This is a genomic window from Rhizobium sp. NPDC090275, from assembly GCF_044772225.1.
Classification (GTDB): Bacteria; Pseudomonadota; Alphaproteobacteria; order Rhizobiales; family Rhizobiaceae; genus Rhizobium.
In genome coordinates this window covers 174,007-198,582 of record NZ_JBIVYL010000004.1, presented here as the reverse complement: position 1 = coordinate 198,582, position 24,576 = coordinate 174,007, and the positions used below count along the sequence as shown (strand labels likewise).

Below are 24,576 nucleotides of genomic sequence, written 5' to 3'. Positions count from 1 at the left end.
CTTTGTTCCTGGGAGGGAGGGAGCAATGCGAAGCTTAAAGCCTCTTCTCATCGCACGTTCAGATATAAGCTTGACCGCGCCCATGACGAACATCTCCATCGTCGGGCTGTTGTCGGTGCTCTGTTTTGCTGCGGGTGCGCAGGCGCAGCAGCCAACGGATGCGCAGCGCAATGCCGTTCGATCCGCCTGCCGGTCGGATTTCATCGCGCAATGCTCCGGTGTGACGCCTGGGGGCATGGAGGCCCTGACCTGCCTTCAGCAGCACAATGCTTCGCTGTCAAAGCCGTGTCGCGACGCGATCTCGAAACTCGAAGGGCCGAAGAAGAGTTCGAACGAGACCCCGCCGCAACCCGATGTGACGCCGACAACGACGGCGGCGGCCGCGCCAAAACAGCCGACCGCCGCGCAGCGCGATGCGGTCAAGTCCTCCTGCCGGTCCGACTTCATGGCGCAGTGCTCGGGCGTAACACCCGGGGGAGCGCAGGCACTTGCCTGCCTGCAGCAACACAGCGCAACGCTCTCGCCATCATGCCAGGCCGCGGTCGGCGCGCTTGGTGGAGACCGGGCAGCCCAAGTGACCAACCCCTCCAAGCCGCCTGCCGGCGGTGGGGCGGCGGTTGCTACGCCGACGGCGTCTTTCACGCCCCGAGAAGAGCTGGTTGTCGTGCGCCGCAGCTGCGGTCCAGATTTCCGGGCGCTCTGCCACTCCGTACCACTCGGTGGCGGTCGCGGCATCAATTGCCTGCGTGAAAACTTCGCGCGCCTGTCGCCCACATGCCAGCGGGTGCTCAGCAACGGCCTTTAGTGGTGCCGACGATCGCATTTCAGGCTCTAACCACTACAGATTCAAGCCGTATCAGACCAAGGTCTGATCTGTCTCCGACTGAGGTCCGACCCCGGAACCTGCAGCAATTACAGCCGTTTGTCTCCCAGCGACAGAGCGTCGCAAAGAAGAGGAGATGAAGATGTCTTTCAAACTTGCAGCGACTGCAATCGCAGCCATCACCCTCATGTCCGGCGTGGCCATGGCACAGTCCGGTACTGTTAATGGCGCGGCTGGCGGAGCGGTTACCGGCGCTATCGTCGGTGGTCCCGTCGGTGCGGCTGTTGGTGGCGTCACGGGCGCCGTGGTCGGTACCATCATCGATCCGCCGCCGGCAAAGGTCGTCACCTATGTTCGCGATGCGCCGGCTCCGGCAGCGCCTGTCGTCGTGCAGGAAAAGGTCGTCGTCGGACATGCCTTGCCAGAAACCGTCGTGGTCACGCCGGTTCCCGAAAATCCGAAGTATGGCTACGCGATTGTCAACAACGAGCGGGTCATTATCGAGCCTTCGTCCCGCAAGGTGATCCAGGTCATCAATTGATCGCTCTAGATCGGGCGGCGTTGTGCATACCGTGCCGCCCGACCCCATCGATCCCGCGCCGCCGATATGACGGCAGGCGAATGTCCCCACACAACAACAACGGATGACGTCAATGAACGGGCTCGCAAGCGTTGCGTTTGGAATAGCCACGGTCGTGGGCACTGTCACGCTCGCAGCTTCCATGGCCTCGATCGGAATGGCCGAGAACACAGAGCAAGGCTTGCACGGTCTCAGAGATACCGATCTCTGGACGACAGAGCCCACGCGTGTCGATCCCGCACGCCAGACATATGAGCGGTTGGCGCCGGCACTTTCGACATATGCGATAGCAGACAGCCGGAAGGTTGCCGCGAAGCGACCGGCCGCGGGCGCGCCTGTGGTCGCGGATATCCCACCGCCATCGATCGAAATCTCGGCCGAGCATCTGAATTGGTGCGCGTCGCACTACCGGTCGTTTGACCCGGAGACGAACACCTATCGCTCATTCCATGGCCAAGTTCGCGTCTGCCAGCCCCCATCGGAAACGAGCGGTGCCGCCATGACGCCCACGACCTCAGCTGCTGCCGATCCATTGGCGAACGCGGCAATCTGGTGCGCCAATCGCTACAAATCCTACCGTGCGGACGACAACACCTATCAGCCCTACGATGGGCCCCGCATGAAGTGCACGCCGCCGGCTGAAGCCCAGACGGTCGCCGCAAACGAATAGTCGAGCCATCTGGGACCAAAGCCCGTGTTGTCGGCTGGTTCGTCGTGGTTAGCTTCATCGATACGACAGGAGGGCGGGTTATGCCGTCGAGAATGACAGCCGAGATTCGGCAAGCCCGAAACGGCCTGCAGTGGATGGGTCACGATGAGCGCATTGAACTGGTGTCTCGCATTCTGTCCGAGTTGCGGGAAATCAGGAAGGACGTGCTGGGCCGTATCCGGGCGGACAAATGCATCTGGCTCGACACGCTCATCGCCCGAGCGTCCTCCGAGCTTATCCAGATCGGAAATATGGATGATGTGGAATTTCAGTTGGTGCTGATCGAGTTCGAGAAGCTGCTCGGAGTTTTTGACGCGCCGGATCCGGACCTTCGCTACTTGTCGCCGACGATACACTAGGAGCGATAATGCGTGTCCTGATTGTCGAGGATGAGCCGGCTTTTGCGCTGATGGTCGAAGACATCGAGATTGCGGAAGGCTTCGAGATCACAGGGATTGCCCGAAACACGGCCGAAGCGATGGAGCTGGCGCCGGAGGCGGATATCGCGATCCTGGACGTACGCCTCGCCGATGGACTGACAGGACCGGAGATCGCCGCGCAACTGGTCGAGCGCTTGAACGTGGGCATCGTCTATCTCACGGGAAATCCACATCTTGTCGCTGACCAGGAGGGCGTGCACGTCGTCGTCAAACCGCCGGATGTTCCGCGCGTTGTCGACGGCCTGCGTAAGGCCGCGGCGTGGCGCAGCCGCCGGGCGCGGCGATAGCAGGGGCGATGACCCCGGGGAAATGCCGCGTTCAGACCGTAACAGCACTGACAGGAGCATATCATGACGAACATTCAAGCCTGGCGGGCCGGTGGCTCGGTCGATGGACAGCGCAACGCCGAGATCATGTCGGTGGACCCTGCGCGGTCGCATAGCGGCTCGCCTGACGCCAACGACAGCACCGCCGAACTCGAACGTGGCTTCGACCTGCTGTTTTTCCTCCGGGAGATGGACATTTTGGCCGATGAACTCGCCAAGCTTGCCCCATCGATGGATCGGACCGCACTCGAGCTCCGGCTGGCGCAGATGCGGCAGGTGGTTGAATTTCGCCAGAAGCAGCGGACCAATCAGCGGAAGGTCCAATAAACGACGCTAAAGATCGGTGCAGCGGAGATCCATGCGCGGTCATCTGCGTAGACAGGGGCAAAAGGCCGGAAGGGGCGCAATCATGCTTTCAAGGCGCTGCCTGTTGAGATTGGGATGCGGGGCGACGGTCGCTCTGGCTGCCTCGGCGATGCCACTGACGCTGAGCTTCGGGCTGTTTCCGACGCCAACCATGAATGCCGCTCAGGCCAAGGACGGCAATAACGGCAACGGCAATGGCGGTGGTAATGGCAACGGCGGCAACAATGGAAACGGTGCCAGCAATGGGAACGGCAATGGCGCGGGAAACGGAAACGGAAATGGTGCGGGCAACGCCGGCAACAGCTCCGGAAATGCGGGTGGCAACGGAAACGGTAACGCCGGCGCAAGCGGCAACTCCGACAAGGGCGGCGGCTCGTCGCCATCATCTCCCTCCGCATCGACTGCATCCGGCGTTCAGGCCACTGAAGGTACCGATGGCAGCGTCGATGTCCGCCATCGCAATGGCATAACCGAAACGCTGCGTCGCGGCCGCTACATCATGCGGGATTCGAAGGGCCGCACCATCGTTGACAGGCAGGCCACAGCCAATGATGTTCGCCGGCTGAACCGATTTGTTCGCTAGGGCCTGTAGGCCCTAACCCTTCCCGCGCCAGCGCAGGGCCGCTTCGGTTCGATTGGAAACGCCCAACTTCGTCAGGATTTGCGTCATGTGATGCTTGACGGTCTTTTCCTGCAGATCAAGCCGCAGTCCGATATGCTTGTTGGACAGGCCTTCTCCCACCAGATCCATCACCTCGCGTTCGCGCGGCGTCAGGCTGTTCTTGGACGGCTCCTTGTCCAGCGAGACATCCACCACCTTCGCGGACATGGCCGGAGACACATAGCGAACTCCCTTGAGGATGGTCCTGATAGCTTCCGCGAGCCCCCTGGAGCCGACGCCCTTCAAAACATATCCCATCGCGCCCCTTTGGAGCGCGCCCAGCAACGTGTCAATCTCCTCTGACGCGGTCAGCATCAACACTTTTGTCGATGGACTGTGCTGCAGGATTTCACCGATCGCACTCAAGCCCCCGCCCGGCATCGACACATCGACCAGCATGACATCGGGATGCTTGTCGGCCGCGATCATCGCCGCGTCGTCGCTGGTGCCACCTTCTCCCACGACCAGGAAGTCCTTGATTTCGGAAAGGCTGCGCGTCACACCTTCGCGAAACAAGGGATGGTCATCCACGATCCCAACAGTAATGGACGTCATCTCTGCTCTCCCGTTTCCATCGGTTCGAAGGTCATCGTCAGGATCGTGCCCTTGTCCCCGGTCTTCACCTCGAACGTTCCGCCAAGACTATCGACCCGCTCGCGGAGCCCGACAAGCCCCAGGCTCGATGGCCTGACATGGTTTGGATCGAAGCCCTCGCCGCGATCACTGACCTCGATTGTGACATGCCCGCGATGAAGGGCGGCCCAAACGGCCTGCTGAATGCCGCCACCGTGGCGATGGGCGTTGTTCAAGGCTTCCTGTATGAACCGGTAAATGCAGATCTTGACCGCCGCCACCGGCTCCGAGCCGTCCTGCTCGATCACGGTGTTGACGGTCGTGTCGGTTCTCATTTGGTGGGCTTCGGTGACGCGGTTGACGATTTCGGCAAACGAAGCTTTTTCGATCTCCGGAAGCACTAGTCCCTTGCAGATATTTCTGATCTCGGTCATCGCTTCGGCAAGGCTGGAGCGGATCCAGGTGAGCTCCTTCTCACGCTCGTCGGGCAGCGTTTCCGCACTGATCAGCAATTCGCTGTCCAGCCGCAGCGAGGCGTAGGCAATGTGCTGCGCCGGTCCGTCGTGGAGATCGGCGCCGATGCTGCGCAGATAGGTCTCGTTCAACGATGCAGCGCGTTGGGATGCGCGCTGCAGCCGGCCCTGCAGCCCCTTGTTCTCGGCGAGCAAAGCGGAGAGTTCCGCAACCCGTTTGGCGAGATCCCTTTGCTGGTCCTCAATCGTTCGGCTCCCGCGAAAAACCAGCCCTGACAGGACGGCGAAGAACGCCGAAGTGAGACCTGCAACACCAAGCCAGCTCCACAGTCTTGCCTGCGTCAGGCTCTGGCCTAGCCCTTCGGCCGTCTCATAAAATTCGAGGACAGCGACGGCCTGGCCGGACCAGGGCTGGAGCACGGGATTGTAGATCTCCATCAATGGCTTGCCGAGCGAACGTTCGGTGGTGCTTTCGGGGTCGTCGGCGATCTCATAGCGCGCAACCAGCGTTCCGGCGAATGCCTGGCGAAGCTTGTCGTTGACGGCGAACTGTTTGCCGACAAGCGCCTTGTCGTTGGAGTAGAGAATTGTGCCGTCGCCGCGCCACAGCTTGAACGACACCAATCGCTTTCCAAGCGCTCCTTGCCCAAGCGTTTCATCAAGCGCCAGCGCGCTCGCCTCATCGAGCGGCGCAGCCTTCTGCATGTCGGGAAGGAGCGGAGCAACGACACTGTCGACATAAAGCGCGGTCGCGGCTCCCGAATTATGGATCACGGCATCTTCGATTACCTTCGACACCAGATAGCCGACGATAAACATCGCCGCCAAACTCACTAGGCCGCCAACCACGACAAATCGCAGCGCGAGAGAGCGGGCCGTCCAGCGGGAAATCCAGTTCATGATCAACCAGTTGTAATGAGATCCCCGATACCTATCGCTCATTCAGAACTTTTCCAGGCGCTCGCTATGCCTGGCGCCTATGGATATGCCCTCACGGCGAAATACAAGCCGAGCGCTTGCCGGCCGAGCTCTCATAGGTGTTGTCGGTTGCGTGATAGGAGAGATAGCGTTCGGCGCACCAGCGGATATGGTTGATTTCGGCGGGCGACAGAACGGAATTGTCGCCATCCCCGACGGCACCTTCCTGCGTATATGCGGCGACGGCACCTTGCGAGCGAGCCTGCATTCCATCGGCGGCACCGGCCATGCTGAAGGCGTGGGCCGTTCCAACGGACGAAGCGACAAAAACAGCGGTCGCGAAAAACGGTGCTACTATTTTAAAGGTCATGGCCATCGCCGCCTCCGGAATATATCTCTGGGAAACAACGATAGGCGTTAACTTTTGTTCCGTGCGGCCTGTCTAGCCGGGAAACATGTCCGAGTTACCGGGGTAACGTTCTTTGCGGTGTTGCTGATATTCTGCCAGCGGGCGGCTAAGTCGCCCGCTGGCTTCTTACTAGGCCAGATCCGTATGGTTCTGGCTGCGTCTATTACTGGATTTGGGAGACGAGCTCCGTCACAGACTTCTTCGCATCTCCATAGAACATGCGTGTGTTCTCCTTGTAGAAGAGCGGGTTTTCGATGCCGGAATAGCCGGTGCCCTGTCCACGCTTGGAGACGAAGACCTGCTTTGCCTTCCAGACTTCGAGAACCGGCATGCCTGCGATTGGCGAGTTCGGATCTTCCTGGGCGGCCGGGTTGACGATGTCGTTTGAGCCGATGACGATGACGACGTCGGTCTCGGGGAAATCCTCGTTGATCTCGTCCATTTCGAGCACGATATCGTAGGGCACCTTGGCTTCCGCGAGCAGCACGTTCATGTGACCGGGCAGACGGCCGGCGACGGGATGGATCGCGAAACGCACGGTCTTGCCGGCGGCGCGCAGCTTACGGGTGAGTTCGGAGACGGCCTGCTGCGCCTGCGCCACCGCCATGCCGTAGCCGGGCACGATGACGACGCTATCGGCATCGTTGAGCGCGGATGCGACGCCCTCGGCATCGATGGCGATCTGCTCGCCTTCGATTTCCATCGCCGGTCCCGTGGTACCGCCGAAGCCGCCGAGAATGACGGAGACGAAGGAGCGGTTCATCGCCTTGCACATGATATAAGACAGGATCGCGCCCGAGGATCCGACCAGCGCGCCGGTGACGATCAGGAGATCGTTGCCGAGCGTGAAGCCGATGGCGGCGGCCGCCCAGCCGGAATAGCTGTTCAGCATTGAGACCACGACCGGCATGTCGGCGCCGCCGATGCCCATGATCAGATGGTAGCCGATGAAGAAGGCGAGCAGCGTCATCAGGATCAGCGTCCAGACGCCAGCATCGTTGGCGTACATCAGGAGCAGTATCAGCGACAGGATCGCGGCGGCGGCATTGAGGAAATGCCCGCCCGGCAGCTTCTTCGCCTTGCCGTCGACCTTGCCGGCCAGCTTGCCGAAAGCAACGACCGAGCCGGTGAAGGTGATCGCACCGATGAAGACGCCGAGGAAGACCTCGACCTTCATGATCGCGAGCTCGACCGGGGTCTTGTGCGCGAGAATGCCGGCGAAGCCATCGAGTGCGGCGCGCGCCGCATCATCCATGCCGGAAACGCGCCATGCCTCGATATGGGCGTTATAGCCGATGAAGACGGCGGCGAGGCCGACGAAGGAATGGAGTGCCGCCACGAGCTGCGGCATCTCCGTCATCTGCACGCGGTTGGCCACGTAGTAGCCGGCGATGGAGCCGGCCAGGATCATCGGAAGAATGATGAACCAGTTGCTGACACCGGGGCCGAAAATGGTCGCGACAATGGCGAGCGCCATGCCGACAATGCCGTACCAGGCGGCGCGCTTGGCGCTTTCCTGGCCCGACAGGCCGCCCAGCGAAAGGATGAAAAGCACAGCCGCGGAAATATAGGCGGCAGAAACGATACCAATCGTCATATTGAAAATCCCTTGATATCCCTGGCCCGATCAGGACTTCTGGAACATGGCGAGCATGCGCCGCGTGACAAGAAAGCCGCCCACGATGTTGATCGTCGCGACCAGCACCGACAGAGCGGCCAGAATGACGACCAGCCAGTTGCCGGAACCGATCTGCAGCAGCGCGCCGAGAATGACGATGCCCGAGATCGCGTTGGTCACCGCCATCAGCGGCGTATGCAGCGAATGCGAGACGTTCCAGATCACCTGGAAGCCAATGAAGCAGGCGAGCATAAAGACCACGAAATGGTTCATGAAGCTTGCCGGGGCATAGGCGCCGACCAGGAGCAGCAGCGCGGTGCCGATCAGAAGCAGGAAGCCCTGGCTCTTGGTCTGCGCCTTGAAGGCGGCTGCCTCGCGCGCGCGCTTTTCCTCAGGCGTGGGCTCCTTGGTCTTTTCCCTTGGCTTCTGGGCGGCGATCGCCTGGATCTTCGGCGGCGGTGGCGGATAGGTCACTGCGCCTTCGAAGGCGACGGTTGCGCCGCGGATGACGTCGTCTTCCATGTTGTGGACGAGCTTGCCATCCTTGGTGGGCGTCAGGTCCGTCATCATGTGGCGGATGTTGGTGGCGTAGAGCGTCGAGGACTGCGCGGCCATGCGGCTCGGGAAATCGGTGTAGCCGACAATGATCACGCCATTGTCGGAAACAATGCGCTGATCGGCGACCGTCAGGTCACAGTTGCCGCCACGCTCCGCCGCGAGGTCAATGATAACAGAACCCGGCTTCATCAACGCCACCATGTCTGATAGCCACAGCTTCGGCGCATCGCGGCCGGGGATCAGGGCAGTGGTGATGACGATGTCGATCTCCGGCGCCAGCTCGCGGAACTTTTCCAGCTGCTTCTCGCGGAACTCCGGCGAAGACGGGGCTGCATAGCCACCGGTGGCGGCGCCGTCCTGCTGGCTCTCCTTGAAATCCAGGAAGACGAACTCGGCGCCCATGGATTCGATCTGTTCGGCCACTTCCGGGCGGACGTCGAAGGCATAGGTGATCGCGCCGAGCGAGGTCGCGGTGCCGATGGCGGCAAGGCCGGCAACGCCGGCGCCGATGACGAGCACCTTGGCAGGCGGCACCTTGCCGGCGGCGGTCACCTGACCGGTAAAGAAGCGGCCGAAATTGTTGCCCGCCTCGATGACTGCGCGATAGCCGGCGATGTTGGCCATCGACGACAGGGCGTCCATCTTCTGCGCGCGGCTGATGCGCGGCACCATGTCCATGGCGATGACGTTGGCGCCGGTCGCCTTCACCTCTTCCAGAAGAGCGGCGTTCTGCCCGGGATAGAAGAAGGAGATCAGTGTCTTGCCGGTCGAAAGGAGGCGCGCCTCGGCATCGGTCGGCGGGCGGACCTTGACGATCACGTCGGCCGACGACCACAAGGCATCCGCTGTCGGTGCGATCTCGACACCAGCGGCGCGATAAGCGTCGTCGGAAAAGCCCGCACCAACGCCGGCGCCTGTCTCAACCAGACAGCTATAACCCAGTTTCTGCAGTTGCTCAGCCGAAGCCGGCGTCAACGCCACGCGACTTTCCCCAGAGAAAAGCTCTTTCGGGCTGCCTATAATCACTGTCATCTTTGTTTCATCCCCAATGGCGGATCCAACCGTGCTGCGCAGACGTGTGTGCGTAGCCGGCTATGATGGCGTTGATGAACCAAAGAGATCGGGAACTGTCCAGTACCGAAAAGTGCTAATCCGACCAGTTCTGCCGCTTTGTAAAGCTGCTAATCGATTTTAATTTTGCGATTACTCGCTTGAACGTGGCTAGCATCCGGCCATCGCCGTCCTTGATGGCGTTATTGTCGCAGGCGAATTATTTGAACGAATGCAGACAGATAAAACGAGTGCTGCCTAAGGGTGGGTCCGTCACTCCCTACCGCGGCTGCGACGTGTGTCGGCCAGGCTTGCGAACGGTCGTGAGGCATGTAAGCGGCTTGAGGCGGACGGCAATAAGGCCATCCACCTCCTCAACTGCATAACGCTGTCGATGGATTACGGATAGGCCGTCGATCCATCGGGCTTGCGGGTGATCTTGCGCTCCCAGTGGATGTAATCCTCGGTCTGCAGCGCTTTTTCGTCGATCTCCAGGCCCCAGCCGGGTCGATCCGGGCGCAGCTCCATGTGGCCATCGACAGGCATGTAGGGATCGGCTGCCCAAGGCGCGTGGACGTGTGGCTTGAACTCCAGCACCTTGAAGTTCGGCTGGGCCGCGCAGAAGTGGATATTCACAGCCGTCGCAAGCGGACCCATCGGGTTGTGCGGCGCGACCGTCACATAGTGCGCCTCGGCAATTGCCGCGATGCGCCGCATTTCGCTGACACCGCCAACCACGCAGATATCCGGCTGGATGATATCGGCGCCACGGGCCGACAGCAGCGCCAGGAACTCGAAGCGCGAATAGAGCGATTCGCCGGTTGCGAGCGGAACGGTCACCTTCGACTTCAGCTCCGTCCATGCCGGGATGTGCTCCGGCCGGATCGGCTCTTCGTAGAAAAGCGGATCGTTCGGCGCGATGGCGGCGGCAAGCTGAACGGCCTGATAGGGTTCGAAGATTTTCGCGTGCGCATCGAAGGCGTAGTCGAAATGCGATGGCGTGATCTCGCGGATCTTGCCGAACCAGTCGCCCGTCTCCTTGACGAGTTCGCCCCAGCGGCCGGCATGAAGATCGCGGCGATAGGGGCTGAGTTTGAAGGCGGTATAGCCGTATTTCTCGTTCAGCTCTAGCGACTGGTCGCGCGCGGCTTCCGGGTCCGGCGCGGTGTAGACGCCGCAATAGACCTTGACGCGATCGCGCACATTGCCGCCGAGCAGCATGTAGACGGGCAGGCCGGCGGCCTTGCCGGCGATATCCCAGAGCGCATGATCGATCGCTGAAATTGCTGCAAGCCCCAGCGCACCCGGCGGAAAGCGGCATTGCTGGTTGAGCTTGAGCACGAGGAATTCCACGCGGCGCGGATCCTCGCCCTCGATCTGATGAAAGAGATAGTCGAGAAGTGGCGGCAGCGCCCAGTCCGGACCGTGGTTGTAGCACTCGCCCCAGCCGGAGATGCCTTCGCTGGTCTCGATCTTGAGAAGCAGGCGAGGGCGATCGTCGACGCGCTGCATGTAGGTCTTGATGCCGGTGATATGCATGGGATCTTCCTCAGGCCGCGCGGCTCTTTTCGGCGACATTGTCGACGATGGCGCGCAGGTCGGCGCGTTCGGCTTCGGTCAGGCTCTCGACGCCGGGCACACGCACGGGGCCGACCTCGGTTCCGAGCATGCCGAGCGCTTCCTTGACGACGGTGACATTGGCGCCGTTGAGGTATTTGGTGCGCAGCGCCTCGAAGCCGGCGATATCGTCGATGAGCGCGCGGGCCGCCGCGTAGTCACCGGTCTCCAGCGCGTGGTGGATGGCGTGCGAGCGCTCGGGAAAGACATTGACGAGGCCGGAGGTGAAGCCACGGGCGCCCATCGCGTAAAAGGCCGGAGCCCAGCCTTCTGCCAGACCGCAGACCCAGATCGCCGGCGCATCCTTGGTCGCGCGGATCACTTCGGCGAGCAGCATGAGGTTGCCGGATGCAAACTTGATACCGGCGATATTCGGGTGTAGCGCCAGCTTGCGGAAATCGGCGACGGAGAAGGTGTCGCTGCGCACATAGGCGATGACGGGGACGGTGCTGGCGTCGGCAAGCTCGAGGAAGTAGCGGGCCTGGTAGCTTGGGCCGGCAAAGGGGTCCATCGGATGATGGCCCATGATCGCATCGGCGCCCTCGGCGATGGCGTCGTGAGCGAGGGCCTTGGCTTCGGTCAGCGAACGACCGACAGCTGCACTGACCAGCGATTTCCCACCGGCAGCCTTGATCGTCGCGGCGTGGACCGCGCGCACTTCGTCCATGGTCAGGGTGAAGAATTCACCGGTGTTGCCGGCGGCCATCAGATTGTGGACCCGCGCATTGGCGAGGCGGGTGATCAGGGCCGAGAGCTTGGCGATATCGACGCTGCCATCTGCTTTGTAGGGGGTCACGGGCACGCCCGATATGCCCGTCAGGGCCTTGCGGATCTTTTCCATTGCCTCGGTCACGTCAGATGTCCTCCTTCTTCTTGAACACGATGTTGAGGTAGGTTTCGCCGGAACGGACGACGTGGTCGCGCATCACGCGTTCGGCCTTGTCGCTGTCACTGGAGATGATTGCGGCGGCGATCGCGGCATGTTCGGCCAGCGCCTTGCCGCGCTCGAGCGGATCGGAATGAATGACGCGGCGGATGCTGCCGTCGTAAAACTGCTGCCGTTCGATCATCCTCGAGAGATACTGGCATCGCGAGGCGATGTGGATCTGCTCATGAAACGTCTCGTTGAGCGAGATCAGATCGTCGGCCACGCCGTCCTCGGTCGCCTTGCGCATCAGATTGACGATGTCGTCTAGCTTGGCCGCTTCGGTCTTCTCGATGCGCTTGGCGGCAAGGTGGGCGATCATCGATTCCAGCGCGGCGCGCGCCAGGATCATCTCTTCGGCCCAGCCGGCATTGAAGCGGATCAGCACGCCGCGACGCGGCAGTGTTTCAACCAGACCCTCGGTCTCGAGCTGGCGCAGGGCTTCCTTAATGGGTGTTGTACTGACGCCGAGCTGCTCTGCGAGCTGGCGCTCGTTGACGCGCTCATCCGGCGCGAAGCGGCCGGAGAGGATCGCGGTGCGCAGCGTCTTGTGCACATGGTCGCGCAATGTCGTCAGAAAACGCGGGTCGATCTTTTCGATGCGGTCTGCGCCAGGCTGCGTCGATGCCTCTTTTTGCATGTCCCGAAAATTCCCCCGTTGACGACAAAATCGTTTTGTGAGATCTGATATACCAGATTTCAGATCGATGTCGATATGAAAATTCGCGCTCGGGGCGAGGTCCGGCGCACCAGGGAGGAGATAGGACGATGAAAAGACGCAGTTTTCTGATGGCATCGGCTATGGTGGCGTCGACGCTTGCCATGCCGCTCGCAGTGCAGGCGGCAACGCCCAAGGACCAGCTGGTGATCGCCACCAACATGTCCTCCATGCGCGGCCTGGATCCGAACGAGCTCAACCAGCTGGAATCGGCGGAAATCGTCGCCAACCTCTACGAGCGGCTGATCGTGCTCGCCGCTGACGACATCACCAAGCCGCAGCCGGGCATCGCCGAAAGCTGGACGGTATCCGACGACGGCAAGACCTTCACCTTCAAGATCCGCTCCGGCGTCACCTTCCATTCCGGCAACGCGCTGACCGCCAAGGATGTCGAGTGGTCGCTGCGCCGCCTGGTGAAGCTCGGGCTGGCGCCCTCCGTCGATCTTCGCCAGTGGGGCATCACCGACAAGAATGTCGATGAGCTGATCAAGGCGACGGATGATTCAACCGTCGTGCTGCAGACGCCCGAGGTCTGGAACCCGAACCTGATTCTCTTCTCGCTCGCCAGCTTCTCGACCTCGATCCTGGATAGCCAGCTTCTCGCCAAGAACGAGAAGAACGGCGACATGGGCCGCGAATTTCTGCAGACCAACGATGCCGGATCCGGCCCCTATTCGCTGAGGACGTGGCGCGTCAACGACCTCCTGATCGCCGAGGCTTTCAAGGACTATTGGCAGGGCGCGCCGAAGATGCGCCGGGTTATCCTTCGCCATATGCCGGAATCGTCAGGCCAGCGACTGCAGCTGGAAGCCGGCGACGTCGATGTCGCGACGCGTCTTTCCTCCACCGATCTGGCGGCGATCGAGGCCGGCGGCAAGGCCGATATCCAGAAGACGCCGGGCTTCGGCTTCTACTATCTTGCGCTCAATCAGAAGGACGAGATGCTTTCCAAGCCGAAGGTCCGCGAGGCTTTCCGTTACCTCATCGATTATGACGGCCTCGCCAACACCGTCATGAAATATTACGGCATCAAGCAGCAGACGATCATTCCGGGCGGTCTGCCGGGCGCCAGCACCGAGAACCCGTACAAGCTCGATATCGAAAAGGCCAAGCAGCTGCTGGCGGAAGCCGGCTATCCCGATGGCTTCTCCAAGGTCTATTACGCGACGCCCGTGACGCCGGAGTACGAAGTTGCGCAGTCGCTGCAGGCGAACGCCGCCAAGGCAGGCATCAAGCTCGACCTGCAGGGCGGCGATCACATCGGCAAGTTCCGCAACCGCGAATTCGAGATCTTCTCGGCGCGCACCGGCGAACGTCTGCCCGACCCGCATGCGGTTCTGGCGTCCTATGCCACGAACCCGAACAATGCCGACGATGCGAAGCTCTCCGGCCTGATTGCCTGGCGCTCCGCCTGGGAGGTTCCGAAGGATATCCAGGACATGGTGACGGCGGCCGCGCACGAGACCGACCAGCAGAAGCGCGCCGATCTCTACGCCAAGATCAACAAGGCCTACCTGGACGCTTCGCCGGCCTTGATCACCTCCTTCCAGCGCACGGACGCGAAGGCGGTCAGAAAAGAAGTCAAGGGCTATGTCGGCCATTCGACCTGGCTCACCCGTTGGGACACCGTCTCGAAGGGCGAATAAGCCCTTCCTGTCGAGGAGAATGACGTGAGTATCTCACAGACATCTGGAAACGCGCCGGCAGGCGCACGGGCGGCGCTTGGCGCGCTGCGCAAGGTGACGGCATCGTTTGCCGTCATCCTGACAACGCTGCTCGGCCTGCTCGTGATCACCTTCGTTGTCGGCCGCATGGTTCCCGCCGATCCGGTTATCGCCGTCATTGGCGATCAGGCCGATCACGAGACCTACGAGCGCGTCTACAAGGAAATGGGGCTCGATCAGCCGCTCTATGTGCAGTTCGCCACCTATCTCGGCAATGTCGCACACCTGGATTTCGGCCAGTCGCATGTGACGAAGAACCCCGTCGCCAGTGATCTTGCCCGCGTCTTTCCGGCAACGCTGGAGCTCGCCACGCTGGCAACGATCATCGGTGCCGGCTTTGGCATTCCGCTCGGCATCATTTCCGCTGTCCGCAAGGGCACCTGGGTCGATCATCTGGCGCGTGTCGTCGGCCTGCTCGGCCACTCGACGCCGATCTTCTGGCTGGGCACGATCGTCATCCTTGTCTTTTACGCGAAGTTCGGCCTCATACCCGGCAGCGGCCGCCTCGATGTCTATAATGAAGGGCTGGTCGAAGGGCCGACCAATTCCATCCTCGTCGACGCGATCCTTGCCGGCGAGTGGGAAGTCTTCCGGGATGCACTGCTGCATGTTGCGGCTCCGGCGCTGATCCTCGGCTATGCCGCGATGGCCTATCTCAGCCGCATGAGCCGCAGCTTCATGCTCGAGCAGCTGCGTCAGGAATATGTGCTGACCGCCAAGGCCAAGGGCCTCGGTCAGCGGGCGATCGTCTGGCGCCATGCCTTCCGCAACATTCGCGTGCAGCTGCTGACGATCGTGGCTCTCGCCTATTGCGGCTTGCTGGATGGCACTGTCCTGATCGAGACGGTTTTCGCGTGGCCCGGCCTTGGCCAGTATCTCACGTCGGCGCTTTTCTTCGCTGACATGAACGCGGTGCTCGGCAGCGTGCTCCTCATCGGCATCATCTCGATTGCCATCAACCTCCTGTCGGACCTGACCTATCGGTTCCTCGACCCGCGTACCCGGTGACATCATGGCGACACGTTACTTCAACGATCTGCACAACTGGCTGATCAACGAGGAGTTCTCCTCGACACGGCAGGCGCGGCTCCACAAGGCCTATGTCCTGTGGCTGAACCTGATCGCCAACCCATTGGCATTCGCCGGCTTCGTCGTCGTGCTGCTGCTCGTCCTGATCGCGACCTTCGCGCCGCTGCTCGCCAATCATGATCCGATCGCCCAGGATCTGACGATGGCGCTGAAGCCGCCGTCGTCGCTCAATTGGTTCGGCACCGATGAATTCGGCCGGGACGTCTATTCGCGCCTTGTCTACGGTGCCCGCACGACGCTCTACATCAGCATCCTCGTCACGGTCATCGTGGCACCCATCGGCTTTGCGATCGGCGCGACCGCCGGCTATCTCGGCGGCTGGGTCGACGTCGTCCTCATGCGCATCACCGATATCTTCCTGTCTTTTCCAAGTCTCGTGCTGGCGCTTGCCTTTTCCGCGGCTCTTGGTCCAGGGATCGAGAATGCCGTCATCGCGATCGCGCTCACCGTCTGGCCGCCTATCGCGCGTCTGGCGCGCGCCGAAACGCTGACGTTCCGTGCCGCAGATTTCGTCGTCGCAGCCGAGCTGCAGGGAGCGGGCATGGGCCGCATTCTGTTTCGCCATATCGTGCCGCTTTGCGCGCCGTCGATCATCATCCGCCTGACGCTCAACATGTCGAGCGTCATCCTGACGGCCGCCGGTCTTGGCTTCCTCGGGCTCGGCGCACAGCCGCCGATGCCCGAATGGGGCGCCATGGCGGCCTCCGGCCGACAGTATCTCCTCGACGCCTGGTGGCTGACGACGGTTCCCGGCATCGCCATTCTCCTGGTCAGTCTCGCCTTCAACCTGCTCGGCGACGGACTGCGCGACATCATGGATCCCCGCAATGCCTGAACAGTCAAAACCGATCCTCTCGGTCAGGAACATGTCGGTGCAGTTTCCGACGCTGTCCGGCGTGGTCAACGCCGTCAAGAATGTGAGCTTCGATGTCGGCCGCGAGAAAGTGGGCATCATCGGCGAATCCGGTTCCGGCAAGAGCACGACCGGGCGCGCGATCATGCGGCTGCAGCCGGGCACGGCACGCGTCGTTGCCGATGAGTTGCGCTTCGAGGACGTCGATCTCCTGGCCGCCAGCGAAGCCGACATGCGCGCGATCCGCGGCAGCCGGATCTCGATGATCCTGCAGGATCCGAAATATTCGCTCAATCCCGTCATGACCGTCGGCGAGCAGATCGCCGAGACCGTCATCCTGCATGAACGTCTTGGCAAGAAGGCGGCGCGCGAGCGTACGCTCGCGATGCTGGAGCGGGTGAATATCCGCGACCCGCAGCGCGTCTTCAATCTCTACCCGCATGAGGTCTCGGGCGGCATGGGCCAGCGCATCATGATCTCGATGATGCTGATCTCCTCGCCCTCGCTGATCATCGCCGACGAGCCGACCTCGGCACTCGACGTCACCGTGCGCCAGCAGGTGCTGTCGATCCTCGACGACCTGATCACCGAGCGCAACATCGGCCTGGTCTTCATCTCGCACGACCTCAACCTCGTGAAGAGCTTTTGCGACCGCGTCATCATCATGTATGCCGGCCGGATCGTCGAGACGATCGAAGCCGCCAGGCTCGATGAAGCAACCCATCCATACACACGCGGCCTGCTTGAGGCGCTGCCCAGTCTCGACCATCCCAGGGATCGACTGGAAGTGCTGAAGCGTCAGGCCAGCTGGGCGGAGGCGTGACATGTCCATCATATCGGTAAACGATCTCGCCGTGTCCTTCGGCAGCGGCAATGATTTCAAGCAAGTCGTCAAAAGCGTCGCCTTCGAGGTTGCACCCGGCGAGACATTCGGCCTGGTCGGCGAAAGCGGATGCGGCAAGTCGACGGTGCTCGGCGCTCTGGCGGGACGCATCAAGGGATGGCAAGGTTCCGTGTCGATCGACGGCGACGTGGTCGGCCCCAAGCGATCCCGCGTCCAACTCGCAAAACAGCAGATGGTGTTTCAGGATCCCTTCGGCTCCCTGCATCCGCGCCACACGATCGGCCGCACGCTGCTTGAGCCGCTCGAGATCCATGGGCTGGATCGCAAGCAGGAGCGTGTCGAGCAGGTGTTGCGCGACGTCGGCCTGCCACCCGGCTTCCGCCATCGCTTCCCGCACCAGCTCTCGGGCGGGCAGCGGCGGCGCGTGGCGATTGCTCGCGCGCTTATCCTCGAGCCCAAGATTCTCTTGCTCGACGAACCGACATCGGCGCTCGACGTCTCGATCCAGGCGGAAATTCTCAATCTCCTGAAGGATCTGCGCGAACGCTCGAAGCTGACCTATATCCTCGTCAGCCACGACATGGCTGTCATCGCGCATCTCTGCAATCGCGTGGCTGTCATGCAGGATGGCGTTTTCGTCGAGATCGCAACGCGTGAGCAGTTGCTGGAGGGCAGTGTCCAGCATCCCTATACGAGGACCTTGCTGGATGGGAGCAGGGGATATGTCAGCGCGCGCAAGGCAATGGCTTAGGCGACGTTACTAGCCGCACCGCGCAAGTCGATCGGCATCGGCCTTGAAACTCTCGACGCGCGAACCACGTCATTCCTTGAATGCAGGGGGTGCGGATGAGTTATGACGTGGTGGTAGTGGGGGCAGGCTTTTCGGCGATCGCCACGGTCTGCAACCTGATCGAACTGCTTCCTCCGTCCGCGAAGATCGCCGTGGTGGGGGATGATCCGGGCTTTGGTCGCGGTACGGCCTATCGTTCCGAACTCTATCTTCACAGGCTGAACGTCCCGGCCGGCCGGATGAGCCTGTTTCCGGACAGGCCGGATGCGTTCGTGACCTGGCTCGCGGAGCGCAAGTGTCCCTTGAGAGACGGCGACTTCGCCTCGCGCCAGGATTACGGCCTCTATGTTCGCGATACGCTCGCCGCGTTGCTGCGGGACAAGCGACCGCGCTGCAAGGTGGATTTCATCCGCGCCAAGGCGACCGGTTGTGTGGAGCGTTACAGCGCGACGCTCGGTTTTCTTCTCGACAATGGCGACGAGATTGTCGGGCGCCATGTCGTGCTTTGCCTGGGCGTGGGAAACGCGCCGCTTCCGGTCGATCTCTCCAGGCTTCCGGCCGAGGCGCGCGACCGGACAATCGAGAACCCGTGGCGCCTGTCGTGGCTTCGTCGCGTGGAAGCGTCCGATAGGGTCTGCATCCTCGGCTCCGGCCTCACCATGATCGATCAGGTGCTGGCGCTGTTCGCGCAAGGATTTCGTGGAAAGATCGATGTGCTGTCGCGTCGGGGCCTTGTGCCCCACGGGCACGCAAGAGCGCCGAAGCCTCCAGCCGACTTCGATCCCGCCGATCTTCCCGAAACAATGAGCGAAATCTTGCGTCAGTTGCGCCGTGAGAGCCGACGTGCCGGTGATTGGCGCAGCGTGATGGACACCTTGCGACCAAGAACAAAGGCACTCTGGCAGCGCTTGTCGCAAGCCGAACGTATCCGGTTCCTGCGCCACGGGCTGCCTTGGTGGAACATCCACCGCCACCGTGTGGCGCCCGATGTCGACGACCGCTTCCGCGAGATGGTCGCAAGCGGTCAGGTCTCGATCCATGCAGGGTATCTGCAGGACGTCTCACTGGTCGATCACAAGCTGATGCTTCACTACCGCAAGCGGGGAGCCAGTGACGTTGCGGCGATCGCATGCGACTGGCTGGTCAATTGCACCGGTGTCGAGCGGGCAGGCATCGCGCACTCGCCGCTCTTGCAGCAGATGATGCGTCAAGGGCTGATCAAGGCCGATCCGCTGGGCCTCGGCATCGGCGTAGACGCCGCCTCGGCCGTGCTGCATGACAACCTGGGAGCTCCCGCGCTCTACGCGGTGGGCGCTTTGACGGCTGGTCAGTTCTGGGAGATCACAGCGGTTCCGGATATTCGGGCCCAGGCTCGTGCCGTCGCGCAGCGGGTCAGCGCCCTGACTTCAGCGAAGTAGCGGTGCCGCCCGCGAACGGGCGACAACGAAAGGTCAGATCGCGTTCGCCAGCTTGTTTTCGATATAGAGCTGGCGGAGCTTCAGGGTTTTTGGCCCCGGCTTGCCGTCGCCGACGGGCTGCCCGTCGATCGACGTTACCGGCATGACGAAGCTTGTCGCCGACGTGATGAAGGCTTCGGCGGCGTTCTTTGCTTCATCAGGCGTGAAGGCGCGCTCTTCTACCGCGAGGCCTGCGTCGCGGGCGATGTCGAGAACGCTGAGGCGGGTGATACCGTGCAGGATCGCGTTCGACAGGCCGCGCGTGATCAGCGTCCCGTCCTTGCTGATGATATGCGATGTCGCCGAGCTTGCCTCGGTAACGAAGCCGTCTTCGACCAGCCAGGCATCATCGGCGCCCACGGATGCGGCCTGCATCTTCGCCATCGAGGGGTAAAGCAACTGAACCGTCTTGATGTCGCGGCGCGCCCAGCGCTGATCGGGAACCAGCGCCACGGAAATACCGGTCTTAACCTTCGGATTGTCGAGCACGGCCTTGGCCTGGGTGAACAGCACCAATGTCGGGGTCGCATTCGCAGGGAAGGCAAAGTCGCGATCGGCGGTGCCACGGGAAATCTGCAGATAGATCAGCCCCTCATCAAGGTCGTTTTTGCGGACGATCTCGCGATGAACGGCAAGCAGCTCCTCTTCCGTCAGCGGGCAGGCGATGCCGAGTTCGGCCAGCGAGCGCCGAAGGCGAGCCGCGTGACCGGCATATTCCAGCAGCTTGCCGCCGACGACGCCGGTGACTTCGTAGATCGCGTCGGCGAACAGGAAGCCGCGGTCGAAAACGGAGACTTTCGCATCGGCCTCGGCAAGCCAGCTGCCGTTCACATATACGGTACGGGTCAAGATCATTCCTCATTCAGATTTCAGGCGTGGAAGAGACCTGGGTCCGATTCCATTGGCGGCGACTTTGTCATGCAACGCGCCCGCCGTCACTGCCCGCCCGGCGTGTCTCCGTCAATCCAACTGGCCAGCCAGATGCTTCAATTTTTATGAAAACTGATTCCAGCAAAGACTGATTGTGGCGCGGCACGGGTGCAACTAGAAAATAACCTTGGATTGCAATCGCTTAACTCGCCGGTTCAAGGGGAATCTGCTGGCGGATGTCTCATGAGGCGCTGTGCATTCCGAGAGGGACTTACTGAAAATCCTTTTGCCTTGGGCCGAATATAGTAATCGGTAGAATCCGCCCGAGCCGCCATGATGGCCATGATCTCTGCCATGTCGATGTCACCCATACGATCGATGACGATTGGCGGCGAGAGAGATTGATGCTCGGCCGTGTTGGCGAGTTAGGATTGCGACCCTCGCGACAGTCGATCATCGATCCTGTCTCGTCGAGGTCATATGTCATTTCTGAAAAACGCGCGTATTCGCACAAAAATTCTTTCTCTTATTGTCCCAATCTGCGTGGTGGGCATCGGTGCCACGCTGTTCATGTCCGATAAGTTCAAGACGGTTGATGCCACCTATTCCGAATTCATTTCACAGGACTATCAGGCTGAGGTGGATCTGGTTGCAGCAACCAGAAGCCTGGTCTCGATCGGCTATTCGGCTTACCAGACATTGGCTTACGACGCGGGGAATCCGGGCTTCAAAGCCGCCAACGATTTCTACAAGGAAAATACGGCCAGCCTGATCGGTCGATTGGAGCAATCCAAGGGCGGGCGCCCAGAAGATGCTGCCGCGATCGATGCGTTTATCGCGAGGTCGAAAGAGGTCATCGCTCAGACGGATAATGCCGTGAAACTGGGAACTGACGCGCGTGACGCTGAAGCGAAGAGCGCTCTCGCTCGTGCCGATCTGCTCATCAAGCCGCTTTTGGGCGATATGCGGGATCTGACGACATTGATGAAGAAAAACATCAATATGCGCGCCAGTGAACTGACGGATCAAACGCGATCGACCATCCTGATCTCGCTCGTTGTCCTGACGATCGTGTTTGCGGCCAGCATCGGCATGGCGCTGTTCGTCTCTTCACGCGGCATCACGGCGCCGATCGCGAAGTTGCGTGAGCGGATGATATCGCTCGCGGGCGGCGATGCCGCCAGCGATGTCGATGGCCAGGATCGACGCGATGAAGTCGGCCAGATGGCCAGAGCCGTCTCGGTGTTCCGCGACAATGCTCTCGATCGCAGCCGCCTGGAAAACGAGGCGGAGGCCAATCGTAGCCTTTCAGACCAAGAGCGGGCAGCCCGCGACGCCCAGAAGGCCAGGGACGAAGCCGACACCCAGTTCGCTGTCGATCGTCTGGGAGACGCACTTGGCCGGTTGGCGCAGGGCGACGTCGCCTATCGCATCGACACCCCGTTCGTCGCGCATCTCGATGCACTCCGGGCAAACTTCAACGAATCCGCCGGCAATCTCAACGAAGCGCTGCGCGCGGTCGGCCGCAATGCGCGGGGGATCGATGCCAGCGCAAACGAGATCCGTTCGGCCGCGGACGATCTGTCGAAGCGCACCGAACAGCAGGCCGCGTCCGTCGAGGAGACGGCCGCTGCCCTTGAAGAAATCACCACCACGGTGAAGGACGCCACCAAGCGGGCGGAGGATGCGGGCAATCTCGTGGCACAAGCGCGTACCGGAGCCGAAAAGTCCGGACTGGTCGTCCGCGACGCCGTCGTTGCGATGAAGGAGATCGAACGTTCTTCGGGCGAGATCACCAACATCATCAGCGTTATCGACGAGATCGCCTTCCAGACGAACCTCTTGGCACTCAATGCAGGCGTCGAGGCCGCACGTGCGGGTGAGGCCGGCAAGGGCTTTGCCGTCGTTGCCCAGGAAGTGCGCGAACTCGCCCAGCGGTCGGCTCAGGCCGCCAAGGAGATCAAGGCGCTGATCATCATGTCTGGCGATCATGTCCGTTCCGGCGTTGAGCTGGTCGGAAACACGGGCACGGCGCTTGAGGTGATCGTCGCCGAGGTTCAGGAGATCAATCGCCATGTGGACGCGATCGTAAAGTCGGCGCGCGAACAGTCGATCGGTCTGCAGGAAATCAATACAGCCGTGAACGCCATGGACCAGGGTACGCAGCAGAACGCCGCGATGGTGGAGCAGTCGACCGCCGCAAGCCACAGTCTTGCAAGAGATGCCGCTTCGCTCAACCAGTTGCTCTCGCGCTTCAATCTCGGGGACGAGGCTCAGCGGCCGATGGCCGTTGCCGGCGTGGTCCGCGAGGCATCCTCCGCCAACTCAAGTGTTACATCGCCCGCGCGGACACTTGGGCGAAAGGTTGCGACGGCCTTCGGTGGTCGCGCCACTGCTGCCGTCGAAAAGGCATGGGAAGACTTCTGATCGTCCTGTCGCAGCACTTGAGCGTCGCTTGACGCTTGAGTGCTTCCTCTGCGACCTCAGTTTGTGCGACATTTTCGCTACACGTCGCTTTTGCCGAAGGCAGCGCGCTTTCGAAGTATCGGTTTCAACGTCTTGTGATCTGCTTCCGCCAAGGTTCTGCCTGAATGTTACCGCTGTAGTCCGTGATAAAGGATCGCGGAGACAGGCCGTCCGGCATGGTTTCGCGCGTTAAGTGTTGGGGATATTCAATGGCAGATAAGTCGGCTTCGCGCCTGAAGCTAACTCTGGTGAGCGTGCTGGCGCTCGTGGCGAGCGGGATCGGCGCCCGCGCGGAGCCGCAGTCGGTGGCGCCGGCGGCGCAGGCTTCCGCGGCGCAAGGCTATGCCGTACCGGAGCGCCGCTTGGTTCACATCACGCGGTCGGGCGATGATTCCGTGCTTTCCACGCTTTTTGACGGTGGCGCGGGCAGTCCGGCGAAGATCATGCGGGAGATGGGCGGTCTATCGCTGCAGATGAATAGCGACATAGCCGCGTCTCTCGAGGCTTACTATAGCCAGCCGAAATCCAAGCTGATCTGGGTCGACGCGAAGGGCCCCAACGCAAGAGCCCGCCAGGCGCTGGCGCTCCTGCAGCAGGCGGATGACTGGGGTTTGACGGCGGCCGACTACGCCATCGCGCCTGCGCCGACCCGGCAAAATTCGGCTGATCAGTCGAAGGCTATGGCGACGTTCGAGCTCTCCCTGTCGAACAAGATGCTGATGTTCCTCCAGGATAATTTCCGGGGCCGCATCGATCCGAATAAGCTTTCGAATTATTACGATTTCAAGCGCAAGCCCGTCGATCTGCAGGCAACGCTTGCACGGCTCGCTGCCGCGCCGGATCTGATGTCGGCCGTCGATCGTTTCATGCCCAGCAGCCCGAAGTTCGCCCAGCTTGCGGCGGAGCTGCACTGGTTGCGAAACTCCGGTCAGGGTGGCGATACGACTGTCAACATCAACAAGGTGACCGTGGCGATGGAAGAGCTGCGCTGGATGCCGCAGGAATTTCCGGATCGCTACGTGTTCATCAACCAGCCGGCCTACATGGCCTATTACACCGAAAACGGTGATGTCACGCTTTCCATGAAAGCGGTGATCGGCCAGCAGGATCATCAGACCAACTTCTTCGATGCGACGATCAAGACCGTCGAGTTCAACCCGGATTGGGGCGTGCCGCAGTCGATCATCAAGAATGAAATGCTGCCGCATTTGAAGAAGGATCCGTCCTATCTCGACCGCGAGGGCTACAAGGTCTCCGTCAACGGCAAGTCCATGCCGTCAGCGAAGGTGGATTGGACCCAGCCGCTTGAAAACATCGCCGTCGTGCAGCCGCCGGGTGCGGACAACGCGCTTGGCCAGTTGAAGATCCTGTTCCCGAATCCGCACGCCATCTACATGCACGACACACCTGCACGCGGGAAGTTTGCGTCGCAGGACCGGATGTTCAGCCATGGGTGCGTGCGCCTGGAAAATCCGCGCGCCATGGCTGCCGCCGTGCTGAAGACGTCGTTGGATTCCGTCAGCCAAGAGATCGCGGCCGGCGAGAAGAAGGACGTTCCGGTTCCCGAGGAAATTCCGGTTTATGTTTCCTACTTCACCGCGTGGCCGACGGCTGACGGCATCATCCACTATTACGATGATATTTACGGTCGCGACGCGCAGACGCTGAATGCGATAACGGCGACGTCGGCAAGCCGCGCTACGCTTTAACAAGACGACG

24 protein-coding genes are annotated in these 24,576 nt (G+C 61.5%); 15 read left to right on the top strand and 9 right to left on the bottom strand.

Annotated elements, in window-relative coordinates; genetic code table 11:
• Positions 1-82 precede the first annotated feature (82 nt).
• The 7 genes from ACIQUB_RS12285 to ACIQUB_RS12255 all read left to right on the top strand — a co-directional run bounded on the left by ACIQUB_RS12285 (position 83) and on the right by ACIQUB_RS12255 (position 3,827).
• Positions 83-805, top strand: a complete 723-nt coding sequence (locus tag ACIQUB_RS12285; protein WP_402929774.1) for a cysteine rich repeat-containing protein — start codon at positions 83-85, stop codon at positions 803-805.
• Between the two features lie 160 nt (positions 806-965).
• Positions 966-1,364, top strand: coding sequence for a DUF1236 domain-containing protein (locus ACIQUB_RS12280; protein WP_402929772.1), 399 nt, complete (start codon positions 966-968; stop codon positions 1,362-1,364).
• A gap of 112 nt (positions 1,365-1,476) precedes the next feature.
• Positions 1,477-2,073 carry a BA14K family protein gene (locus ACIQUB_RS12275; RefSeq protein ID WP_402929770.1) on the top strand — a complete coding sequence of 199 codons (597 nt, stop codon included), beginning with the start codon at positions 1,477-1,479 and terminating at the stop codon, positions 2,071-2,073.
• A gap of 80 nt (positions 2,074-2,153) precedes the next feature.
• Positions 2,154-2,471 (top strand): hypothetical protein, encoded by a 318-nt coding sequence (locus ACIQUB_RS12270; protein ID WP_402929768.1) that lies wholly within the window; start codon positions 2,154-2,156, stop codon positions 2,469-2,471.
• Positions 2,472-2,479: 8 nt separating this feature from the next.
• The gene (locus ACIQUB_RS12265; protein WP_402929766.1) at positions 2,480-2,839 is read left to right on the top strand and encodes a response regulator; all 360 of its coding nucleotides are present in this window, start codon (positions 2,480-2,482) and stop codon (positions 2,837-2,839) included.
• Positions 2,840-2,902: 63 nt separating this feature from the next.
• The gene (locus tag ACIQUB_RS12260; protein ID WP_402929764.1) at positions 2,903-3,205 is read left to right on the top strand and encodes a hypothetical protein; all 303 of its coding nucleotides are present in this window, start codon (positions 2,903-2,905) and stop codon (positions 3,203-3,205) included.
• Positions 3,206-3,287: 82 nt separating this feature from the next.
• Positions 3,288-3,827: a hypothetical protein gene (locus ACIQUB_RS12255; protein ID WP_402929763.1), complete on the top strand. Its 540-nt coding sequence runs from the start codon at positions 3,288-3,290 to the stop codon at positions 3,825-3,827.
• Positions 3,828-3,839: 12 nt separating this feature from the next.
• Here ACIQUB_RS12255 and ACIQUB_RS12250 read toward each other — a convergent pair whose 3' ends face one another.
• From ACIQUB_RS12250 to ACIQUB_RS12215, 8 genes are all read right to left on the bottom strand, one after another.
• A complete protein-coding gene (locus ACIQUB_RS12250) occupies positions 3,840-4,460 on the bottom strand; it encodes a response regulator (RefSeq protein WP_402929761.1) in 621 nt (206 codons plus the stop codon).
• Positions 4,457-5,851 (bottom strand): sensor histidine kinase, encoded by a 1,395-nt coding sequence (locus ACIQUB_RS12245; RefSeq protein ID WP_402930287.1) that lies wholly within the window; start codon positions 5,849-5,851, stop codon positions 4,457-4,459. The genes ACIQUB_RS12250 and ACIQUB_RS12245 overlap by 4 nt, the downstream gene beginning before the upstream one ends.
• A 91-nt stretch (positions 5,852-5,942) precedes the next feature.
• Complete coding sequence (locus tag ACIQUB_RS12240; RefSeq protein ID WP_402929760.1) at positions 5,943-6,239, bottom strand: BA14K family protein; 297 nt, start codon at positions 6,237-6,239, stop codon at positions 5,943-5,945.
• 202 nt (positions 6,240-6,441) lie between these two features.
• Positions 6,442-7,875 carry an NAD(P)(+) transhydrogenase (Re/Si-specific) subunit beta gene (locus ACIQUB_RS12235; RefSeq protein ID WP_402929758.1) on the bottom strand — a complete coding sequence of 478 codons (1,434 nt, stop codon included), beginning with the start codon at positions 7,873-7,875 and terminating at the stop codon, positions 6,442-6,444.
• A 30-nt stretch (positions 7,876-7,905) separates the two neighbouring features.
• Positions 7,906-9,480: a Re/Si-specific NAD(P)(+) transhydrogenase subunit alpha gene (locus tag ACIQUB_RS12230; protein ID WP_402930285.1), complete on the bottom strand. Its 1,575-nt coding sequence runs from the start codon at positions 9,478-9,480 to the stop codon at positions 7,906-7,908.
• 423 nt (positions 9,481-9,903) lie between these two features.
• Positions 9,904-11,043 carry a mandelate racemase/muconate lactonizing enzyme family protein gene (locus ACIQUB_RS12225; RefSeq protein WP_402929756.1) on the bottom strand — a complete coding sequence of 380 codons (1,140 nt, stop codon included), beginning with the start codon at positions 11,041-11,043 and terminating at the stop codon, positions 9,904-9,906.
• A gap of 10 nt (positions 11,044-11,053) precedes the next feature.
• Entirely contained in the window at positions 11,054-11,962 is a 909-nt protein-coding gene (locus ACIQUB_RS12220) for a dihydrodipicolinate synthase family protein (protein ID WP_402930283.1), read from the bottom strand.
• A gap of 13 nt (positions 11,963-11,975) precedes the next feature.
• Entirely contained in the window at positions 11,976-12,686 is a 711-nt protein-coding gene (locus ACIQUB_RS12215) for a GntR family transcriptional regulator (RefSeq protein ID WP_402929753.1), read from the bottom strand.
• A 128-nt stretch (positions 12,687-12,814) separates the two neighbouring features.
• Between ACIQUB_RS12215 and ACIQUB_RS12210 the strand changes: the two genes are divergently transcribed.
• The 6 genes from ACIQUB_RS12210 (at position 12,815) to ACIQUB_RS12185 (ending at position 19,482) form a co-directional block, all read left to right on the top strand.
• Entirely contained in the window at positions 12,815-14,410 is a 1,596-nt protein-coding gene (locus ACIQUB_RS12210) for an ABC transporter substrate-binding protein (RefSeq protein ID WP_402929751.1), read from the top strand.
• Between the two features lie 24 nt (positions 14,411-14,434).
• Positions 14,435-15,496: an ABC transporter permease gene (locus ACIQUB_RS12205; protein WP_112943469.1), complete on the top strand. Its 1,062-nt coding sequence runs from the start codon at positions 14,435-14,437 to the stop codon at positions 15,494-15,496.
• Between the two features lie 4 nt (positions 15,497-15,500).
• Positions 15,501-16,412 carry an ABC transporter permease gene (locus ACIQUB_RS12200; protein ID WP_056811477.1) on the top strand — a complete coding sequence of 304 codons (912 nt, stop codon included), beginning with the start codon at positions 15,501-15,503 and terminating at the stop codon, positions 16,410-16,412.
• Positions 16,405-17,253: an ABC transporter ATP-binding protein gene (locus ACIQUB_RS12195; protein WP_402929747.1), complete on the top strand. Its 849-nt coding sequence runs from the start codon at positions 16,405-16,407 to the stop codon at positions 17,251-17,253. The genes ACIQUB_RS12200 and ACIQUB_RS12195 overlap by 8 nt, the downstream gene beginning before the upstream one ends.
• Before the next feature lies 1 nt (position 17,254).
• Positions 17,255-18,025: an ABC transporter ATP-binding protein gene (locus ACIQUB_RS12190; protein WP_402929745.1), complete on the top strand. Its 771-nt coding sequence runs from the start codon at positions 17,255-17,257 to the stop codon at positions 18,023-18,025.
• A gap of 95 nt (positions 18,026-18,120) precedes the next feature.
• A complete protein-coding gene (locus ACIQUB_RS12185; RefSeq protein ID WP_402930281.1) occupies positions 18,121-19,482 on the top strand; it encodes an FAD/NAD(P)-binding protein in 1,362 nt (453 codons plus the stop codon).
• Positions 19,483-19,515: 33 nt separating this feature from the next.
• On the opposite strand, the gene ACIQUB_RS12180 is transcribed toward ACIQUB_RS12185, so the two are convergent.
• On the bottom strand, positions 19,516-20,376 hold the full coding sequence (locus ACIQUB_RS12180) for a D-amino-acid transaminase (protein WP_402929743.1): 861 nt from the start codon (positions 20,374-20,376) through the stop codon (positions 19,516-19,518).
• Positions 20,377-20,871: 495 nt separating this feature from the next.
• Between ACIQUB_RS12180 and ACIQUB_RS12175 the strand changes: the two genes are divergently transcribed.
• Both ACIQUB_RS12175 and ACIQUB_RS12170 read left to right on the top strand, forming a co-directional pair.
• Positions 20,872-22,818, top strand: coding sequence for a methyl-accepting chemotaxis protein (locus ACIQUB_RS12175; RefSeq protein WP_402929741.1), 1,947 nt, complete (start codon positions 20,872-20,874; stop codon positions 22,816-22,818).
• Positions 22,819-23,066: 248 nt separating this feature from the next.
• Positions 23,067-24,566 (top strand): murein L,D-transpeptidase, encoded by a 1,500-nt coding sequence (locus tag ACIQUB_RS12170; RefSeq protein WP_402929739.1) that lies wholly within the window; start codon positions 23,067-23,069, stop codon positions 24,564-24,566.
• The last annotated feature ends 10 nt before the right edge of the window (positions 24,567-24,576 follow it).

Excerpts from the sequence above, each read along its gene's own strand:
- ACIQUB_RS12285 (WP_402929774.1), top strand. The coding sequence starts at position 83 with ATGACGAACATCTCCATCGTCGGGCTGTTGTCGGTGCTCTGTTTTGCT.
- ACIQUB_RS12280 (WP_402929772.1), top strand. The coding sequence starts at position 966 with ATGTCTTTCAAACTTGCAGCGACTGCAATCGCAGCCATCACCCTCATG.
- ACIQUB_RS12275 (WP_402929770.1), top strand. The coding sequence starts at position 1,477 with ATGAACGGGCTCGCAAGCGTTGCGTTTGGAATAGCCACGGTCGTGGGC.
- ACIQUB_RS12270 (WP_402929768.1), top strand. The coding sequence starts at position 2,154 with ATGCCGTCGAGAATGACAGCCGAGATTCGGCAAGCCCGAAACGGCCTG.
- ACIQUB_RS12265 (WP_402929766.1), top strand. The coding sequence starts at position 2,480 with ATGCGTGTCCTGATTGTCGAGGATGAGCCGGCTTTTGCGCTGATGGTC.
- ACIQUB_RS12260 (WP_402929764.1), top strand. The coding sequence starts at position 2,903 with ATGACGAACATTCAAGCCTGGCGGGCCGGTGGCTCGGTCGATGGACAG.
- ACIQUB_RS12255 (WP_402929763.1), top strand. The coding sequence starts at position 3,288 with ATGCTTTCAAGGCGCTGCCTGTTGAGATTGGGATGCGGGGCGACGGTC.
- ACIQUB_RS12250 (WP_402929761.1), bottom strand. The coding sequence starts at position 4,460 with ATGACGTCCATTACTGTTGGGATCGTGGATGACCATCCCTTGTTTCGC.
- ACIQUB_RS12245 (WP_402930287.1), bottom strand. The coding sequence starts at position 5,851 with ATGAACTGGATTTCCCGCTGGACGGCCCGCTCTCTCGCGCTGCGATTT.
- ACIQUB_RS12240 (WP_402929760.1), bottom strand. The coding sequence starts at position 6,239 with ATGACCTTTAAAATAGTAGCACCGTTTTTCGCGACCGCTGTTTTTGTC.
- ACIQUB_RS12235 (WP_402929758.1), bottom strand. The coding sequence starts at position 7,875 with ATGACGATTGGTATCGTTTCTGCCGCCTATATTTCCGCGGCTGTGCTT.
- ACIQUB_RS12225 (WP_402929756.1), bottom strand. The coding sequence starts at position 11,043 with ATGCATATCACCGGCATCAAGACCTACATGCAGCGCGTCGACGATCGC.
- ACIQUB_RS12220 (WP_402930283.1), bottom strand. The coding sequence starts at position 11,962 with ATGGAAAAGATCCGCAAGGCCCTGACGGGCATATCGGGCGTGCCCGTG.
- ACIQUB_RS12215 (WP_402929753.1), bottom strand. The coding sequence starts at position 12,686 with ATGCAAAAAGAGGCATCGACGCAGCCTGGCGCAGACCGCATCGAAAAG.
- ACIQUB_RS12210 (WP_402929751.1), top strand. The coding sequence starts at position 12,815 with ATGAAAAGACGCAGTTTTCTGATGGCATCGGCTATGGTGGCGTCGACG.
- ACIQUB_RS12200 (WP_056811477.1), top strand. The coding sequence starts at position 15,501 with ATGGCGACACGTTACTTCAACGATCTGCACAACTGGCTGATCAACGAG.
- ACIQUB_RS12195 (WP_402929747.1), top strand. The coding sequence starts at position 16,405 with ATGCCTGAACAGTCAAAACCGATCCTCTCGGTCAGGAACATGTCGGTG.
- ACIQUB_RS12190 (WP_402929745.1), top strand. The coding sequence starts at position 17,255 with ATGTCCATCATATCGGTAAACGATCTCGCCGTGTCCTTCGGCAGCGGC.
- ACIQUB_RS12185 (WP_402930281.1), top strand. The coding sequence starts at position 18,121 with ATGAGTTATGACGTGGTGGTAGTGGGGGCAGGCTTTTCGGCGATCGCC.
- ACIQUB_RS12180 (WP_402929743.1), bottom strand. The coding sequence starts at position 20,376 with ATGATCTTGACCCGTACCGTATATGTGAACGGCAGCTGGCTTGCCGAG.
- ACIQUB_RS12175 (WP_402929741.1), top strand. The coding sequence starts at position 20,872 with ATGTCATTTCTGAAAAACGCGCGTATTCGCACAAAAATTCTTTCTCTT.
- ACIQUB_RS12170 (WP_402929739.1), top strand. The coding sequence starts at position 23,067 with ATGGCAGATAAGTCGGCTTCGCGCCTGAAGCTAACTCTGGTGAGCGTG.